The organism is Roseinatronobacter bogoriensis DSM 18756 (assembly GCF_004366635.1).
Classification (GTDB): domain Bacteria; phylum Pseudomonadota; class Alphaproteobacteria; order Rhodobacterales; family Rhodobacteraceae; genus Roseinatronobacter; species Roseinatronobacter bogoriensis.
This window is the reverse complement of sequence record NZ_SORN01000001.1, coordinates 178,225-194,852: the sequence shown is the minus strand read 5'-3', so window position 1 is coordinate 194,852 and position 16,628 is coordinate 178,225. Positions and strand designations below refer to the sequence as shown.

At 59.2% G+C, this 16,628-nt stretch carries 18 protein-coding genes; 9 read left to right on the top strand and 9 right to left on the bottom strand.

Annotation, left to right across the window (positions count from 1 at the left end; all coding sequences use genetic code 11):
- Positions 1-34: 34 nt before the first annotated feature.
- The gene (locus EV660_RS00880) at positions 35-676 is read right to left on the bottom strand and encodes a response regulator (RefSeq protein ID WP_071482345.1); all 642 of its coding nucleotides are present in this window, start codon (positions 674-676) and stop codon (positions 35-37) included.
- Positions 677-901: 225 nt separating this feature from the next.
- Between EV660_RS00880 and mce the strand changes: the two genes are divergently transcribed.
- Entirely contained in the window at positions 902-1,306 is a 405-nt protein-coding gene (gene mce, locus EV660_RS00875) for a methylmalonyl-CoA epimerase (RefSeq protein WP_071481799.1), read from the top strand.
- A complete protein-coding gene (locus tag EV660_RS00870) occupies positions 1,306-1,572 on the top strand; it encodes a DUF1467 family protein (RefSeq protein WP_071481800.1) in 267 nt (88 codons plus the stop codon). Before mce ends, EV660_RS00870 begins: the two co-directional genes overlap by 1 nt.
- On the opposite strand, the gene EV660_RS00865 is transcribed toward EV660_RS00870, so the two are convergent.
- Positions 1,556-2,260, bottom strand: coding sequence for an EI24 domain-containing protein (locus EV660_RS00865; protein WP_071481801.1), 705 nt, complete (start codon positions 2,258-2,260; stop codon positions 1,556-1,558). The two genes, EV660_RS00870 and EV660_RS00865, sit on opposite strands and share 17 nt — an antisense overlap.
- A gap of 106 nt (positions 2,261-2,366) precedes the next feature.
- Entirely contained in the window at positions 2,367-2,939 is a 573-nt protein-coding gene (locus tag EV660_RS00860) for a nitroreductase family protein (RefSeq protein WP_071481802.1), read from the bottom strand.
- Positions 2,940-3,131: 192 nt separating this feature from the next.
- Between EV660_RS00860 and EV660_RS00855 the strand changes: the two genes are divergently transcribed.
- Positions 3,132-5,336 (top strand): response regulator, encoded by a 2,205-nt coding sequence (locus tag EV660_RS00855; RefSeq protein ID WP_071481803.1) that lies wholly within the window; start codon positions 3,132-3,134, stop codon positions 5,334-5,336.
- Here the strand turns inward: EV660_RS00855 and yaaA are convergent.
- Positions 5,300-6,112 (bottom strand): peroxide stress protein YaaA, encoded by an 813-nt coding sequence (gene yaaA / locus EV660_RS00850; protein WP_071481804.1) that lies wholly within the window; start codon positions 6,110-6,112, stop codon positions 5,300-5,302. The two genes, EV660_RS00855 and yaaA, sit on opposite strands and share 37 nt — an antisense overlap.
- Positions 6,113-6,253: 141 nt before the next feature.
- On the opposite strand from yaaA, the gene EV660_RS00845 reads away from it, so the two are divergent.
- The 4 genes from EV660_RS00845 (at position 6,254) to EV660_RS00830 (ending at position 10,369) form a co-directional block, all read left to right on the top strand.
- Entirely contained in the window at positions 6,254-6,541 is a 288-nt protein-coding gene (locus EV660_RS00845; RefSeq protein WP_071481805.1) for a YggT family protein, read from the top strand.
- Between the two features lie 4 nt (positions 6,542-6,545).
- On the top strand, positions 6,546-8,615 hold the full coding sequence (recQ, locus tag EV660_RS00840) for a DNA helicase RecQ (protein ID WP_071481806.1): 2,070 nt from the start codon (positions 6,546-6,548) through the stop codon (positions 8,613-8,615).
- 63 nt (positions 8,616-8,678) lie between these two features.
- On the top strand, positions 8,679-9,209 hold the full coding sequence (locus EV660_RS00835; protein ID WP_071481807.1) for an acyl-CoA thioesterase: 531 nt from the start codon (positions 8,679-8,681) through the stop codon (positions 9,207-9,209).
- 173 nt (positions 9,210-9,382) lie between these two features.
- On the top strand, positions 9,383-10,369 hold the full coding sequence (locus EV660_RS00830) for a cytochrome-c peroxidase (RefSeq protein ID WP_071481808.1): 987 nt from the start codon (positions 9,383-9,385) through the stop codon (positions 10,367-10,369).
- A 54-nt stretch (positions 10,370-10,423) separates the two neighbouring features.
- On the opposite strand, the gene EV660_RS18520 is transcribed toward EV660_RS00830, so the two are convergent.
- Complete coding sequence (locus EV660_RS18520; protein WP_168800282.1) at positions 10,424-10,576, bottom strand: hypothetical protein; 153 nt, start codon at positions 10,574-10,576, stop codon at positions 10,424-10,426.
- The gene (locus EV660_RS00825; RefSeq protein ID WP_184409733.1) at positions 10,576-11,034 is read right to left on the bottom strand and encodes an MFS transporter; all 459 of its coding nucleotides are present in this window, start codon (positions 11,032-11,034) and stop codon (positions 10,576-10,578) included. The genes EV660_RS18520 and EV660_RS00825 overlap by 1 nt, the downstream gene beginning before the upstream one ends.
- A gap of 222 nt (positions 11,035-11,256) precedes the next feature.
- Here EV660_RS00825 and EV660_RS00820 point away from each other — a divergent pair, with 222 nt between their 5' ends.
- Positions 11,257-11,679, top strand: coding sequence for a c-type cytochrome (locus EV660_RS00820; protein ID WP_246028969.1), 423 nt, complete (start codon positions 11,257-11,259; stop codon positions 11,677-11,679).
- Positions 11,680-11,748: 69 nt separating this feature from the next.
- Here EV660_RS00820 and EV660_RS00815 read toward each other — a convergent pair whose 3' ends face one another.
- From EV660_RS00815 to EV660_RS00805, 3 genes are read right to left on the bottom strand one after another with little or no spacing between them, the layout of a single operon-like run.
- Complete coding sequence (locus EV660_RS00815) at positions 11,749-13,020, bottom strand: bifunctional folylpolyglutamate synthase/dihydrofolate synthase (RefSeq protein ID WP_071481810.1); 1,272 nt, start codon at positions 13,018-13,020, stop codon at positions 11,749-11,751.
- A complete protein-coding gene (accD, locus tag EV660_RS00810; protein ID WP_071482346.1) occupies positions 13,017-13,958 on the bottom strand; it encodes an acetyl-CoA carboxylase, carboxyltransferase subunit beta in 942 nt (313 codons plus the stop codon). Before accD ends, EV660_RS00815 begins: the two co-directional genes overlap by 4 nt.
- A 56-nt stretch (positions 13,959-14,014) precedes the next feature.
- Positions 14,015-14,908, bottom strand: coding sequence for a CPBP family intramembrane glutamic endopeptidase (locus tag EV660_RS00805; protein WP_071481811.1), 894 nt, complete (start codon positions 14,906-14,908; stop codon positions 14,015-14,017).
- Between the two features lie 146 nt (positions 14,909-15,054).
- On the opposite strand from EV660_RS00805, the gene cls reads away from it, so the two are divergent.
- A complete protein-coding gene (gene cls / locus EV660_RS00800) occupies positions 15,055-16,482 on the top strand; it encodes a cardiolipin synthase (RefSeq protein ID WP_071482347.1) in 1,428 nt (475 codons plus the stop codon).
- The last annotated feature ends 146 nt before the right edge of the window (positions 16,483-16,628 follow it).

Below are 16,628 nucleotides of genomic sequence, written 5' to 3'. Positions count from 1 at the left end.
CGATATTCGTGGGTCTTGGGTCAGATGACGAACGCTAAACCAGCGGCTGCGCGTTCAGACGTTTGCGCAAAACCTCGACCAGACGACCCGCGCCGCCCCCGCTTTTGGTGGCCGCGACTGCGCCCTGCATCTCAACGTCATGCAGGCTACGGGCCAGCCCTTCGCAGAATTGCAGCGCGTATTGGCGGCGATCACTCTGGTCCGGCCCCTGCAACAGATCAAGCGCCAGATACAGGTCATCGCGCAACGCGCTTACATCGGGCAGTGGTGTGTAAGCGGCCGCTTGCATGGCATCCATGTCGAAACAGGACGGGGCCAGCGCCGCGCGGAATTGCGACAGGCTGACGATGGGTTTTTCAAAAAACTTGTCTGCGCCGGCAGTATAGGCAGCCGATTCGAGTTCTGGCTGACCAGAGATTGCGATAATCAATGGCACGCGGATAGAACGGCGGGCGCATTCGGCGATCAGTTCCAGCCCCGATCCATCCGGCAGGCCCAGATCAATCATCACGACATCCGGCGTGTATAGCGACAGATGCCGTCTGGCACCGCAGAGTGTATCCGTCCGCCGAATGCGCCCACCCGTCCCGCGCATCACCGCGCGGATCGTGTCGCTGAACAGGCGGCTATCCTCGACCAGCAGCAAGGTTCCCCCTTGCTGATACGCATGGGGCATTGACCTGGGCGCGGGGGCTTCCCGATGTCCAAGGCCAGAATTTACAAGGTGCGAATTCATCCTATCCCTCCATCACAGCTTATTCGATTTCACTACAAATTGACTAAGACAGCGTTAATCACGGCAGTAATTTCGCCCCAATCAGGCCGCGCACGCCACTGAGATATTGCCACGCAGCGCCCGGACCCGCATAAGCGGGGGAAGTATTTTCTTTGGAGGGACAGGATGATCGGTCGTCTGAACCATGTTGCCATCGCCGTGCCGGATCTAGACGCGGCAGCCGCACAATATCGCAGCACATTGGGGGCCGATGTCGGCGCGCCTCAGGATGAACCCGATCACGGGGTGACTGTGGTCTTCATCACCTTGCCCAACACCAAGATCGAATTACTTTATCCGCTTGGAGAGAACAGCCCGATTCAGGGCTTTCTGGACAAGAACCCGGCCGGAGGGATTCACCACATCTGTTACGAGGTGGAGGATATTCTGGCCGCACGCGACAAGTTGAAAGCCGAAGGCGCGCGCGTTCTGGGAAGCGGAGAGCCGAAGATCGGCGCGCATGGCAAGCCTGTATTGTTCCTGCACCCCAAGGATTTTAACGGCTGCCTGGTGGAATTGGAGCAAGTCTGATGTCAATCATGTCTGCAATCGCGCTTTATGGTGTTATCTGGTTCATGACCATGTTTCTGGTGCTGCCCTTTCGCATGACGACACAGGGCGAAGCAGGCGAGGTTGTGCCCGGCACCCCCTCTTCCGCGCCGTCAGATGCGCAGATGATGCGCAAGGTAAAACTGGTGACATTCATCGCCACGCCCGCCTTTTTGGTGATCGCGGGCATTATCCTGTCTGAAGTCATCACCTACGAGATGCTGGAACAACTTACAGGTCGGGGCTAGGCACCGGTTTGTAGAGGCGGTGATACATATGCGTAAACACGGCCGCGCCGACCAGTGGCATGACAAGGTTCAGCACAGGCACGCTTAGGCCAGCCGCCAAAACAATGCCGGGCAGCCACAGGCGGAACATATGGCTTTTCTGAAGCGCGCGCGCTGCGTCCGGCGCGTGCCGGCGGCGCGCGATCATGGTGAAATATTCGCGCGAGAGTAAAAAGCCGTTCACCAGCCATAGCAGGATCAGCCCCCAGCCGTTGGACACGGCGAAAACCCCCATCCCCAGAACATTCAGCGCGACCAGTAGCCCGAAATATCGCATTGCATCATTGGCTGATTCGCGAAACGGCACGGAATTGCGCGGATCAAGGCCGCGGTAATGCTCTGCCTCGACGGTGTCTGCGACATCATTAAGATAAAGGCCCGTAAAGACAGAGGCGACAGGCACCATAAGAAAAACCGATAGCCCAAGGAGATATAGAATAGAGCCGAAGGAAAACAGCGACCCCAGCCCCTGCACCTGCCCGGTAATTGGCAGAAACAACGCGCCGGGGATCAGAAGTTGCACCAGCAGCAGAACAAAGGCGTAAATCACGAACAAGAGCGCCACAGACAATGCGATCCCGATCCATAGCGGTCTGCGGAAGCGGGGATCACGCAATTGCGCGATGGCCAACCTATATGCTTCAATCATGGTGCTTTTCCTTCAGCGTCACTGGTCATCTGCCCCGCCCCATGCAGATTTATGAAAGCGGCTTTGCCGTCATTCGACGGGCAAATACATTCTGTGCGGGGCGGCATCACTCTGCCATCCATGTTGTCAGCGCGGCGATATCGGGGCGCGGGCGTTCCGGGGGTGTGGCTTGCGCCGTGCCGATATGAATAAATCCCGCGACCCATTCTTGCGCAGAGAGGCCAAGTTCCTTCAGGATGTCCTTGTCCGAGGCCACCCAGCCTGTCAGCCAGTTCGCCCCCCAGCCTGACGCAAGCGCGGCATTCACCAACCCAAGGCACACGGCCCCGGCGGACAGGGTCTGTTCAATTTCCGGTATCTTGGCAGAGGGTTTGGGGCTGGCCACCACGGCCACGATCATCGGAGATTCGGCGAAAGCGGAAGCAGCCTTGGCGGCCTTTTCTGCGTCGATCCCCAATTCAGCGCCGCGGGCGAGAATACGATCTGCAAAGCGTGCAAGGGCCGCGCGTTCCAGAACGACGAAGCGCCACGGTTCCAGTTTGCCATGATCGGGCACACGCGCTGCAGCCTCCAGCAGCCGGGCAAGCTGCGCGCTATCTGGCGCTGGCGCGTGCAGCATCTTGGCGGGCCGCGACCGACGGGTCAGCAAGAATTCCATCACTTCTGGGTTTTCGGACATTCAACTTCTGCCATGCTCGTAAATCTGGTCAGAAGGTAATCTGTATTTGCAGGCGGGGGAAGGGGGCGCACGGTTATCCGCAAGTGCGCTGAGAGGCGATGGTAGACAGACCTCCGATGGCTCTGCCGTCTTAACCCTGTGTTCAAGCCTTGCCCTGATACTCGCCATCATATCCTCTGAAAATTTTCTCATATGAATTTTGAAAACCTTTATCCAGAAAGACTTGCGCGCGAGAGGCGCGCCCGGCTGCGTGCAGAAAGGCTGTATGAACAGGCGCAGAACGATTTGCGCGCCATGAATGATCATCTGCGCGCCCATGCCTTCAAATTGTCTGATCAGGTTATCGCCCAGCGCGAGGAACTGGGTGCGATAAAGCGTCACGCCGACACTCTTGAGGGCATGAACACTCAGGTCAGTCAGGATTTGCAGATTGCACATGTCGAAGTTGATCGCGCGAATCTGCGCCTGCGGGAAGCTGTTGAAACGCTGCAAGACGGGTTTGCGGTCTTTGACGCCGAACAGGCCCTGATCCTTGCCAACAAAGCCTATCTTAGTGTTTTCAGAAACTTCGCAGAGGTGCGCCCGGGTATCCGTTACGCCCGGCTGCTGGAGATTTGCGCCCATGAAAAGCTGGTGGAGCTGGGGGACCTTTTGCCAGATGAATGGGTGTTCAAGATGCTGGACCGCTGGCACAAGCCCCAGATTCCGCCAATGGAATTACATTTCACAACCGGTGTGTCGGTACGACTGACCGACCGAAGAGTTGCCAATGGCGATTATGTGTCGCTGGTCAACAATATAACAGACGCCCTGCACTATCAGGCAGAGTTGCGCGACGCGCAGACCCGCGCCGAAGCCGCAGTTCAGGCAAAGTCGGCATTTCTGGCAAATATGAGCCATGAAATCCGCACCCCCATGAATGGCGTTGTCGGAATGGCCGAATTGTTGACAGAAACTGCGCTGGATGAGGAACAGAGCGAATATGCCAACACCATCATCAGCAGCGGTCAGGCGCTGGTCTCCATCATCAACGACATTCTCGATTTCTCGAAGATGGATGCGGGCAAGTTACTATTGGAGCCCACGGCTTTCGATCTGGAAAAGACCATCCATGAAGTTCTGAGCCTGCTTGCCCCGACCGCACGAAACAAGCGCATCGAGTTGATCCTTGATTATGACATCTTCCTGCCCTCTCAATTGATTGCCGACTATGGCCGGATACGCCAGATCCTGACCAATCTTATAGGCAACGCCATCAAATTCACGGAAACCGGATATATTCTGGTGCGTGCGGTTGGCGTTGGCACGTCTGCTACAGGGCATATCGTTACGATCACTGTCGAAGATACCGGGATCGGCATAGACCCAGACAATCAGGGCCAGATCTTCACCGAATTCAGTCAGGTCGATCAGACCGCCAGACGCCGCTATGAGGGGACGGGTCTGGGCCTTGCCATCACGCAACGCATCGTCACACAAATGGGTGGAAATATCTGGGTGGACTCGGAACCCGGCGTCGGGTCGTGTTTCGGCATTACGCTGGAACTGGCCACCGCGCATGACAGGCCCGCGCCCGCAATGCAGCCCCTTCCGCCGGATTGTGGTTCGGTGCTGCTGATCAGCGACCATCTGATCAGCCGCGATATTCTGGCGCGTCACCTCAAGACCTTATCGGTCAATGTCTTGTCAGCAACCCGAATGGATACGGTTCGGCGCCATATTGCGAAATCACCCCCGGACTTTGCCATCATTGATCAGGACTTGACCGAATGCGATGCCCGCGACGTGATGGATGAACTTGCACGTCACTGCCCCACGACTCGCATCGTGGCCCTGTGTTCCAACCTGACCGAAATCAACGCCGAGTCGGAGCGGTGCAAGACCTTTGCCACATTGCGCAAGCCGGTCATCTGGCGTGACCTTCTTGCTGCACTGAACAAAATAGCAACATTCAATCCACCTGTGTCGGGGCCAAAGGGGCCGGGAAGGACAAGCGCGCCCGCGTCGCGCAAGCTGCGCATCCTCTATGCAGAAGATAACAAGGTTAATCGACTTGTTTTCAGCAAGATGCTGAAAGACCTTGATACCGAGTTACACATTGCCGAAAACGGGCGCATCGCAGTGGAGGTATTCAACCGGCTGGCCCCCGACATTGTGTTCATGGATGTCTCCATGCCCGAAATGGACGGGCGCGAGGCGACCCGCCACATCCGCGCCACGCCAGCGGGCAACACAGTCCCGATCATCGCATTGACGGCCCACGCGCTGGAGGACGAAATTACGCAGATGCTGCAAGCGGGCATGAATGCCATGCTGAGCAAACCGCTGAAAAAATCTGAACTTATGGCCGCCTTGCGCGATCACGCGCCGCCGGAATTTACCTTGCCAGAAGATTGAGCAGGCAGTTCCCGCACGAAAACCGGCTGGTCCTGCTGCGAAAGCTCTGGGGTGTAGCGGTAACCGGCTGTGTCGAAGTCACGCAAGGCTGCGGGGTCTGACAGCCGGTTTTCCACGATAAACCGCGCCATCGCCCCGCGCGCCTTCTTGGCGTAGAAGCTGATGATCTGCGGCTCTTCTCCGTCGCGCTGCTCTTTGAAGACGGGGGTTACAACGCGGGGCTTCAATGCGGCGCGATCGACGGCGCCGAAATATTCCTGCGACGCGCAGTTCACAATCACATCCGCGCCTGCCTTTTTGGCATCTGCATTCAGCGCCTTTGAAATCTGTGCACCCCAGTAGTCATACAAGGATTTGCCGCGCGCCGTTTGCAGGCGGCTGCCCATCTCAAGGCGGTAGGGTTGCATCGCGTCATAGGGTCGCAGTACCCCGTAAAGGCCCGACAGAATGCGCAAATGCCCTTCGGCCCAGTCCAGCGTATCCGCATCCAGCGAAGCGGCATCCAGTCCGGTATATGTGTCGCCCGCGAAGGCATAGATCGCGGGGCGTGTCGCCAGATCATCAGGCCGGGCGGCAAAGCTTTCGAAGCGTTCAAGGTTCAGTTCTGCCAGCTTGTCACTGATTTTCATCAGCCGTTTCAGCCCTGCGGCACCAATCTTGCGCGCCGCATCCGCCAGCGCAATCGCATCTTCCTGAAACAAGGGCTCGGACATCGCGCGCGGCTGTCCTTTCGGGGTCCAGTCAAGTTTCTTGGCAGGGGACAAAACAACCAGCATGATACACCATCAAAGATCTTAATTGTCGAGATACCTATCGGACCTGGCGGGAATGTCCAGAGCGGGCAGCAAACGGGCCTTGCGCGCTTGCCCTTTGTGCCCACTCCGCTTAGGTTTGCGCGAACCAATGCGGAGTGACCCATGCTGTCCATTATCCAGATCCTGCTGCTTATCCTGAGTGTCGCGCAATTCATTATCATTGCGCATATCATTCTGAGCTGGCTGATAAATTTTCAGGTACTCAGCCTGCGCAATGCGATGGTTGCCTCAATCTGGGACGGGTTGAACCGGCTACTGGAACCGGCCTATCAGCGCATTCGCCAGTTCATGCCCGATCTGGGCGGGATAGATCTTGCGCCCCTGATCGCATTGATCGCGATTTATGCGATCCGCGTCATCCTGATTAACAACGCGGCAGCATTTATCTAGGCTGATGTCGTCCCCCCTTCCCGTTGCCGATACCCAGCCGCCTGACGCGGTCCTGTCGCGTGTTTTCGGCTTTCCCGCCTTTCGCCCCGGTCAGGCCGAGATTGTTGAGGCCGTGATCGCAGGGCAGGATACGCTGGCCATTATGCCCACCGGCGGTGGCAAGTCGCTGTGTTTCCAACTGCCCGCGCTATGTCGCGAGGGGCTGACTGTCGTGATTTCCCCGCTGATTGCACTGATGCGCGATCAGGTGCGCGCCTTGCAGGAACTGGGTGTTGCGGCAGGCGCGCTGACCTCTGGCAATACCGAAGCCGAAACCGATGCTGTCTATCAGGCTCTGTCGCGCAATGAATTGAAGCTGCTTTACATCGCGCCTGAACGTCTGGCATCGGGCGGCACGATTGACATGCTGCGCCGCGCGCGCTGCGGCTTGATTGCAGTGGATGAGGCGCATTGCGTCAGCCAATGGGGCCATGATTTCCGCCCCGACTATCTGCGGCTGGGTGATTTGCGTCGCACCCTGAATGTGCCGTTGGCCGCCTTTACGGCCACCGCCGATGCCGAAACCCGCGCCGAGATTATCAAGCGGTTGTTTGACGGGGGCGCGCCGAAAATTTTCCTGCGCGGGTTTGACCGGCCCAACATCCGGCTGAACTTTGCCGTCAAGAACAAGCCGCGCGACCAGATATTGGCCTATGCACGCGCGCAGAAGGGGCAATCGGGCATTGTCTATTGCGGCACCCGCGCCCGGACCGAGTCGCTTGCCCAAGGGCTGCGCGACGCAGGCCATAATGCGCGCGCTTATCACGGCGGAATGGAAGCACACGCCCGGCGCATGGTAGAAGACCTGTTTCAGCGCGAAGATGACCTGATCGTAGTGGCAACCGTGGCCTTTGGCATGGGGGTGGACAAGCCCGATATCCGCTGGGTGGCCCATGCCGATCTGCCCAAATCCATCGAGGCCTATTATCAGGAAATCGGTCGCGCGGGCCGTGATGGTGCCCCCGCTGATACGCTGACGCTGTTTGGTCCTGATGATATTCGCCTGCGCCGGTCGCAGATCGACGAAAGCCCGGCCCCGTTGGAACGTAAACAGGCAGATCATGCCCGCCTGAATGCGCTTTTGGGGCTGGCCGACGCGACGGGTTGTCGCCGTCAGGTGTTGCTGTCCTATTTCGGCGATGCATCGGAACCCTGCGGGAATTGTGACCTTTGCGCGATCCCTGCCAAGCTGTTCAATGCCACCACCCCCGTGCGCAAGGCGCTATCGGCCATTCTGCGCACAGGCGAGAATTTTGGCGCAGGGCATTTGATTGATATTCTGTTGGGCAATTCCACCCCCAAGGTCGTCCAGCGCGGGCATGATGCCCTACCAACCTTTGCCGCCGGAAAAGACCTGAGCCGCGCCAAATGGCAGGTGGTGTTTCGCCAGATGATGGGCCGCGATCTGGTGCGCCCCGACCCAGAACGCCACGGTGCCCTGCGCATGACCGAAACAGCCCGCCCGATCCTGCGTGGAGAGGCGGAAATACACCTGCGCGAAGATACGGTCACGGGCGCACAGGACCGCCCTGCGGTAAAATCGCTTGTCTCGGACGAAGACGCGCCGCTTCTGTCCGCGCTCAAGGCCAAACGGCGCGCCCTCGCCGAAGAAGCCCGCGTGCCCGCCTATGTTATTTTCACTGATCGCACCCTGATCGAGATGGCAGAAACACGGCCCGCCAATATGGACGAAATGGCGCGTATTTCCGGTGTCGGCGCGACCAAACTTGACCGCTATGGCGCCGGCTTTCTGGAAATCATCACCGGGGCCACCCCTGCCCCGCAACACCCCCAGCGGCGCAAGCTGGCAGGTCGGGAAGCGGGCGATCTGTATGATGCGCTGTTCATCCTTGCGCGCGATCTGGAACGCGGGCCGGACGGAACCGACAAGTTGCTGACGCTATCACCCGCGACCTTGCGTGCTATCGCAACCGCACAGCCCCGGACTGAGGCAGAGCTGGCGCGGATCAAGGGCATGGACCCCGCGCGCGTGGCGCGGTTTGGCCCCGCCCTGCTGGAAAAGCTGGCAACATAACCCCACGGCCGGCCTTGACGCTGCGCTGCCCTTGCGGCACCGCGTCTGGAAAGGAGAATGCCGATGTACCCCTTCGTCCGATTTACCAAGGAAATGCTGAAATACCGCAATGCCCCGCGCCTTGGGGTCTGCGATCTGCATGTGTCCTATCATCGGTGCTGGCCCTGGGATCTGGACCCTTGGGTGGAATTGAACAATGGCCGCACGCTGACACTGTATGATCTGGGCCGCATTCCGATGGCCATGCGCACCGGGCTGATAGATGTGCTACGCAAAAATGGCTGGGGCATTACAGTCGCGGGCAATTCCACGCGCTACCGCCGCCGCGTGCGCGCGTTCGAGCGGTTCGAGTTGCGCAGCCGGTGTATCGGTTGGGACACTCGGTTTCTTTATACAGAACAGGGCATGTGGAAGGGGGAAGAATGCGCCAACCACATCCTGATCCGCTCGGCCATCACCTCGGCGCAGGGCATCGTGCCGCCCGCGCAGGTTTTGCGCGCAATGGGCCAGCCAGAGGACAGCCCCGAATTGCCGCAATGGGCGCAGCTATGGATCACCGCAGAGGCCGCACGCCCCTGGCCCCCGGTGATCTGACAGGTCGGCACGGCGGGGTTTTCTGACGCCCAGAGTTTAGAACGCTTCCAAAAATTGATCTGCATCAATGCAACGCATCACGACGCTGTTAGGATGTGAGTCGACACGCGTAAGCATGCATGGCGATGGCCTTGCAGTCGTTCTAGACTAAGTAACTCGAACAGGAGGCCCACATGACCCCCAGACATTTCCACCGCCTTGGCGCAACTGCCATGGCCTTGGCGCTAAGTGTCACGGCAGTTCATGCCGAAGACATCGCCGAATACATGGATTTCTTCGAACCGCTCCCATATTTGCCCCCCATCCCGGCCAATAACTCACTCACACCCGAAAAGATTGAATTGGGCAAGATGCTGTTCTTTGAGCCGCGTATTTCCGGCTCTGGGGTGATCAGCTGCGCAACCTGCCACAACCCTGCATTGGGCTGGTCTGACCGTATTCCGACAGCTGTTGGCCATGACGGGCAAGTGGGCAACCGCAACACCCCGACCGTGCTGAACTCTGGCTTCCTTGGGTCGCAATTCTGGGATGGGCGCGAGCCTGATCTGGAAGGGCAGGCACTTGGCCCGATCGAGGCCGAGATCGAGATGAACATGGATCTGGAAGCCGCTATCCGGCGCCTGAAGGAATTCGACATCTATCACGAGCATTTCGCGGCGGCCTTCCCGGGTGAAGATGACCCGATCCGCGCAGAGAACATTGCTTTCGCAATTGCCAGCTTCGAGCGGACGCTGAACACGCCCAACTCGCCTCTGGACCGTTTCCTTGCTGGCGACGTGCAAGCGATGAGCGACAGCCAGGTTGAAGGCATGAAACTGTTTGTCGATGCGGGTTGTGTGGCATGCCACAATGGCCCAGCGCTGACCGATAGCGGCTTCCACCGCTTCGAGCTGCCCGGTTCGACAGATGAGGGGCGCTTTATCGTCACTGGTGATGAAGCAGACATGTTTGCATTCCGCACACCCACCCTGCGCAACGTTGCTGTGACCTATCCGTATTTCAACAACGGTTCGGTCGACAACCTGCATGACGCTGTCCAGTTAATGGGCCAGCAGATGCTGGGTCAGGACTTCTCTGATGAAGAACTCGACAACCTCGTGGCCTTCATGCATGCGCTGACCGGCGAAATGCCCGATCTGGAAATCCCTGCGCTGCCATAAACACGGCTGCGACAGTTTCCTGCACCGCCTGCCACATCGTGGCGGGCGGTGTTTTCATGTGTTTAGCGGGTGGCGCGTGCTGTGCCACATGGCCCATGTCAACGCGACGTTGAGTGTTCCAAGTGCCGCCAGAAGATACAGGGTTGCCCCCTCACCCATTGCGCTGATGACAAACGCGCCGGCCATTGGCGCGACCGCCTGCGCCATCAGCGCCGGACGGGCAAGCCGCCCCAAAGCGTCAGGGTGGTAATCGCACTGCGCGCATCTGCGCCATACAGACGGCCCAGCGTTGCAAATGCCGGATCATACAGCGTGGCCGCCATGCCAGCCCCCAGCACGAACCAGCCCAGCCAGAAAACCCATAGCGCGGGGGCCGATGCCAGCAAGACCAACCCCATCGCAAGGGCCACGACCCCGCCTGCCAGAACCGGACGCCCACCATAGCGGGCAATCAGCCGACCCACAAAGGGCGAGCACAGGGCCGCCGTCAGCAAGCCCGCAGACAATGCGCCGGTGATTGCATTCAACCCCCAGCCTGTCGCAGCGGCTATCGGTGCGGCAAGAACGGTCATAAGGTAATAACTGCTGCCCCATGTCAGGATCATCACGACACCAAGCGCCGAAATGACCACCCAGCGCGCGCGTGCGGGTTCTAGCTCTGGCATGTTTCAGGGCGTGTTTCAGGAAACAGGATCATTCCGTTTTCTTCGCTCAGATGCTGAAGTTTGCACGAAAATGTGCATAGAAAAGTCAAAACGACGCAGAGTGCGCATTTGTGAAACTCTTGCCAGTTGGCGCCTTACCGCTTAGGTATGAATGTTGATGGAAATCTGCGCAACATACAGTTGACGGCCATACCCAAGAATAGGAACTGATCCATGTCAAAAATGAAATCTTTCGTAGTGGCTGCATTGATGACAGTCCCTTTTGCTGCTCAGGCAGAACCCACAGGCGACGCAGCTGCCGGTGAAACCAATTTCCGCCAATGCGCAGCTTGTCACGGAATCGTGGATCCTGATGGCACCGTTATCCAGCGCCTTGCACCCACAGGTCCGAACCTTTGGGGTGTCGTTGGTCGTCAGGCTGGCGCATATGAAGGCTATGCACGTTTTTCCGGTGCAATTGTTGCAGCGGGTGAAGAGCATGGTGTCGTCTGGGACGAGGAAACTTTTGTAGCCTATGTTGACGACCCAAGTGGTTTCCTGCGCGAGGTAACTGGCGATCCGCGCGCACGTTCGAACATGAACCACCGTCTGCGTGGCTCGGCTGAAGACATTTATGCCTACCTGGCACAGTTCAGCGCCGACTGATACATTTTGCAAATACAAAACAAACGGGGCCGCATGGCCCCGTTTTTCATTGCGCTGCGGGAATAGCCATCAGCCATTCTCGCGCAGGATATGCCCCGCCAGATAAAGAGAGCCGCAAATCAGGACATGCGCGCCGGGGTCTTTTGCTGCGATGGCTTGCAGCGCTGTCAGGACATCGGGCGATTCGCTTGCATCAATGCCAGCGCTGCGCGCGGCATCTGCTGTCTGTTGCGCCGACAGGGTTGCCGCCTCGCCTGGAATCGAGACCGCATAAAGATGCTGCGCCACGTCTTGCAACGGGCGCATGAAGCCCGCCACATCCTTGGTGTTCAGCATTCCACAGATCAGCCATATACGGCCGACATTCATCTGCGCCAATGTTGCAGCAATCGCATTGCCCGCTGCAGGGTTATGCCCTCCATCCAGCCAAAGCGTGCCTTGCGGCAGGGCCTCTACCAGCGGGCCGTTGCGCAGCCGTTGCATCCGTGCGGGCCAATGGGCCTGTGTTACAGCCGCCTCTGCCCCGTTGCCATGCCCCAGCGCGCGCAACGCAGCCAGCGCCATGCCGGCATTTTGCACCTGATGCGGGCCGGGCAGGTTTGGCATGGGCAGGTCCAGAAGCCCATTTTCATCCTGATAGATCAGTCGCCCGCCCTCAACACCGACATGCCAATGCTGGCCATACACCAGAAGTGGCGCGCCCAGACAGGCGGCACGCGCCTCGATCACCTCAAGCGCGGCCTCTTCCTGCGGGCCGACGACACAAGGCACACCGCGCTTGATGATGCCCGCTTTCTCGGCCGCGATTTCGGGCAGCGTCTCGCCCAGAAATTGCTGATGATCCAGGCTTATGGGGGTGATAACCGTCAAGGCAGGCTGATCGACCACATTCGTCGCATCCAGCCGCCCGCCAAGCCCCACCTCCAACAAGGTGTAATCGGACGGCGTGCGGGCAAAGGCCAGCAAGGCGGCACAGGTCGTGATTTCGAAATAGGTTATGGAATCGGTGCCATTGGCCGCAAGGCATTCGTCCAGAAGCTGCGCCAGCGCCTCTTCTGAAATCAGCGTCCCCGCCAACCGGATCCGTTCATGAAACCGCGCCAGATGCGGCGAGGTATAAGCATGAACCCGTGCGCCATCGGCTTCAAGCCCCGCGCGAATCATCGCCTGTGTCGATCCCTTGCCATTGGTGCCCGCGATATGGATCACTGGCGAAAGCTTGCGTTCGGGGTGGTCCAGCGCGGCCAACAGGCGCCAGACCCGGTCCAGCGTCAGATCAATGATCTTGGGGTGGAACTGCATCATCCGCGCCAGCAGCGCGTCGGAGCGGGTGTTGCTCATTTTTCCTCTGGGGTTGGCGCAGTTTCGGTTTGCGCTGTCTCGATCGCGGCGGCGGGGTCAGGGCGTGGCAGATCGCCATGCACAACCGGGCCCTGCCCGCCCAGCATACGCAGAATGGTCGCAATCTCGGCCCTCAGTTCCGGCCGCGGTGTAACACGGTCGAGCATGCCGTGTTCCAGCAGGTATTCGGCACGCTGGAACCCCTCGGGCAGCTTTTCGCGGATGGTCTGTTCAATGACGCGCGGCCCGGCAAAACAGATCAGCGCGCCCGGCTCTGCGATCTGGACATCGCCCAGCATGGCATAGCTGGCGGTAACGCCGCCTGTGGTCGGATGGGTCAGCACCACGATATAGGGCAGGCCCGCCTCGCGCAGCATATCGACGGCAACCGTTGTGCGCGGCATCTGCATCAGGGACAGAATCCCTTCCTGCATCCGCGCGCCACCAGCGGCCGAAAACAGCACCAGCGGCAGCTTGCGCTTGATGGCATGTTCGCAGCCTGCAATGATCGCATTGCCGACATGCATGCCCATCGACCCGCCCATGAACCCGAAATCCTGCGCGACCGCGACAAGCCGCGTGCGCATGACATCGCCTTCGGCGACAAGCATGGCTTCCTTTTCGCCGGTCTGCTTTTGCGCCGCCTTCATACGGTCGGGGTATTTTTTCTGATCCCGAAACTGAAGCGGGTCCGCAATCGGTTGCGGCACGGCGATTTCGGAATACAGCCCGCCATCAAAGAAAGCCGCAAAGCGTTCGCGCGGGCTGATCGTCATGTGATGGCCGCAGGAATTGCAGACACGCTGGTTATCCGTCAGTTCACGGTGAAACAGCATCGTGCCGCAACTGGGGCATTTCTCCCACAGATTCTCTGGCATCTCGCGGCGTGAAAACAACGAGTTGATCGTGGGTCGGACGTAATTGGTGATCCAGTTCATCGGGCCATCCCTGCGCAAGTTGGCGTTCAGATAATGGGCGGGCGCGGGAATTGCAATCAGCGCCCGCGCAATGCCCGCCGACAAATCGCCCAGACCAGCAGCATCCCCAGCAGATCAAGGCCCAGCAGCGGCAAGATCGCCTCTGTATCGCTGGCCGAAAAGGGCAGACGATACAGCGCCAGCCCGTCCAGCGCCTCGCCCGTGGTGAATAGCAGGATGGCGAACATGTTATTGGCGAAATGCAGCCCCCATGCCATGCCGATTGACCCGGAACGCGCGGTCAGGTCCGCCATCAGAAGCCCGAAAAACCCGGTCACGAAAACGATCATCCAGACCGAGCCGCCCATTTCCTCGGGGGCATAATGCACCAGACCAAAAATCACCGATGGCAACACCATCCACACCCAGCGAGAGGCAAAACGCGCTGCGAGCTGTTGCTGCATATACCCTCGGAAGACGATTTCCTCGGCACCTGTCTGGATCAGCAGGCCAACCAGCGCAAGCGGCAGGAACATAAGCCATACAGGCCATGCCACACCGCGCGTCAGATCCAACGTTGCAAAGAACCACAGGATGCCCGGCAGCGCGATAACTGCGAAAATCCCGAATCCGACGGCAAAATCGCGCAGCACAATCCTGCGCGGGCCGAACAAGGTTGCGACAGGCCGCTTGTGCAGCCAGCGTGTTGCGGCAAACGCGCCCAGCGCCATGCCCACAAATGTCAGCAGCAACAGGATCAGCGACGATGGCGTGGCACCCGTGCCAACAGCGCCCAGCGCCTCTTCCAAACGGCTGGCGCCCATCAGCAAGCCGATAATGCCTGCCATTGCGCCCATCCACGCAATATAGATGACAAGGATCAGACCCAAGCCAATAACCAGCCGCCAGACCTGCGGGCGCAACCGCGCCGGGGCAACATAGCGATCAAATACAAGCGGCGAAAGCAGCATGGGACACCCCCGAACAATACCGAGCAACACTTGCCTTAAATAGCCTATGCCCCGGCGCTTCAAGCGTTTCCGATGCGCGAGTCTGCGTGACTTCCATCATGCAACATGACAGGTTGGCGACAAGAACATGGCAAGGGATCCTTCACATGGCGGGCGCAACGGTCGTTCTGGTTGTTGTTTTGCAGGTCAGCTTCATCATTCGCGCGCTGCTGCGCGCGGGGCTGACCCCGACAGCGCGGCTTGCCTGGGTCACGGTTATTTCAGCGCTGCCCGGTGTCGGGATTGCGGCCTATTTCCTGTTTGGCGAAATCCGGCTGGAGCGCGCCAAGCGCGAACGGATGCGCGAGGTCCGCAACCAGTTGCTCGCCGCGCAGGCCAGCAGCCCCGATCTGCCCCTGACATTGCAAGGCCCCGCGCGCCCCAGTTTCGCGGCAGGCCATGCCACCAGCGGCTTTTTGCCGGTTGCCGGAAACCGCCTGACATTGTTGCCCGAAGGCGACGAGATGATGGAAGACATGTTCACCGCCATAGATGGCGCACAGGATCACGTGCATGTGCTGTTCTATATCTGGCTGCCTGATGCAACCGGCACGAGGATGGCCGACTGCCTATGCCGCGCCGCGCGGCGGGGCGTGGCGTGCCGTGTGCTGGTGGACGATCATGGCGCGCGGCATCTGATCCGTTCGCCGCTATGGCGCCGCATGCAGGGGGCTGGCGTTGCGCTGGAACGCGCAGCCCCTGTTGGCAACCCTCTGGTCAGCCTTTTGCTAAGGCGGCTGGATCTGCGCAATCACCGCAAGATCGTTGTGGTGGATAATTGCACAAGCTGGGTTGGCAGCCGCAATTGCGCCGATGCGGCCTTTGCGATCAAGCCGCGTTTCGCCCCTTGGGTCGATATCCTGATGCGGCTGGAAGGCCCGGTCGTGCGCCAGCAACAAGCCGTTTTCCTGCATGACTGGATGACCCACCATTCCGAAGACCTTAGCGCGCTGCTAAGTGCTGATGCAACAGACCCGAATGCAGGCAGCGTGATAACACAGGTCATCGCCTCTGGCCCCGATGACGTCTACACTACCCCGTCAGACGCTTTGCGCGCCATGACCTACGCCGCGACAGAGCGCTTGTTGCTGACGACACCCTATTATGTCCCAGATCAGGCCCTGCACACCGCGCTATGTTCTGCGGCAGAACGCGGGGTGCAGGTTGATCTGATCCTGCCTGCGCGCAATGACAGCCTGATTGTGGGCGCTGCCAGTGAAAGCCTGTATCCCGACCTGTTGCGCGCTGGCGTGCGGATACACCTGTTCAGGGACGGTTTGATCCATTCCAAGATTGTCACTGTCGACGGGCTGTTTGGCATGATCGGCACGGCCAATCTGGACCATCGCAGTTTTGACCTGAATTACGAGAATTCGCTTCTGTTTCAATGCTGCGAGGTGACCGCCGCATTGGATGCCCGCCAGCAAAGCTATATCAATCGCGCGCGCACGATTTCAGGCGCAGACGTGCTGAAATGGTCAACCCTGCGCCGCTTGCGGAACAATACCGTCGCGCTGGCATCGCCGTTGCTTTGAACGACTTGATCCAACCGAAGAAACACCGGCAACCTGCGCGCTCGCATACCAATTCCTGCCCATATGCCTGAGAATTCCACCAATCTGCCTTGTTATCCCGATCTGGCTCGGCTATCCGGAAGTTACTGAACATGTGTAGGGTCTAT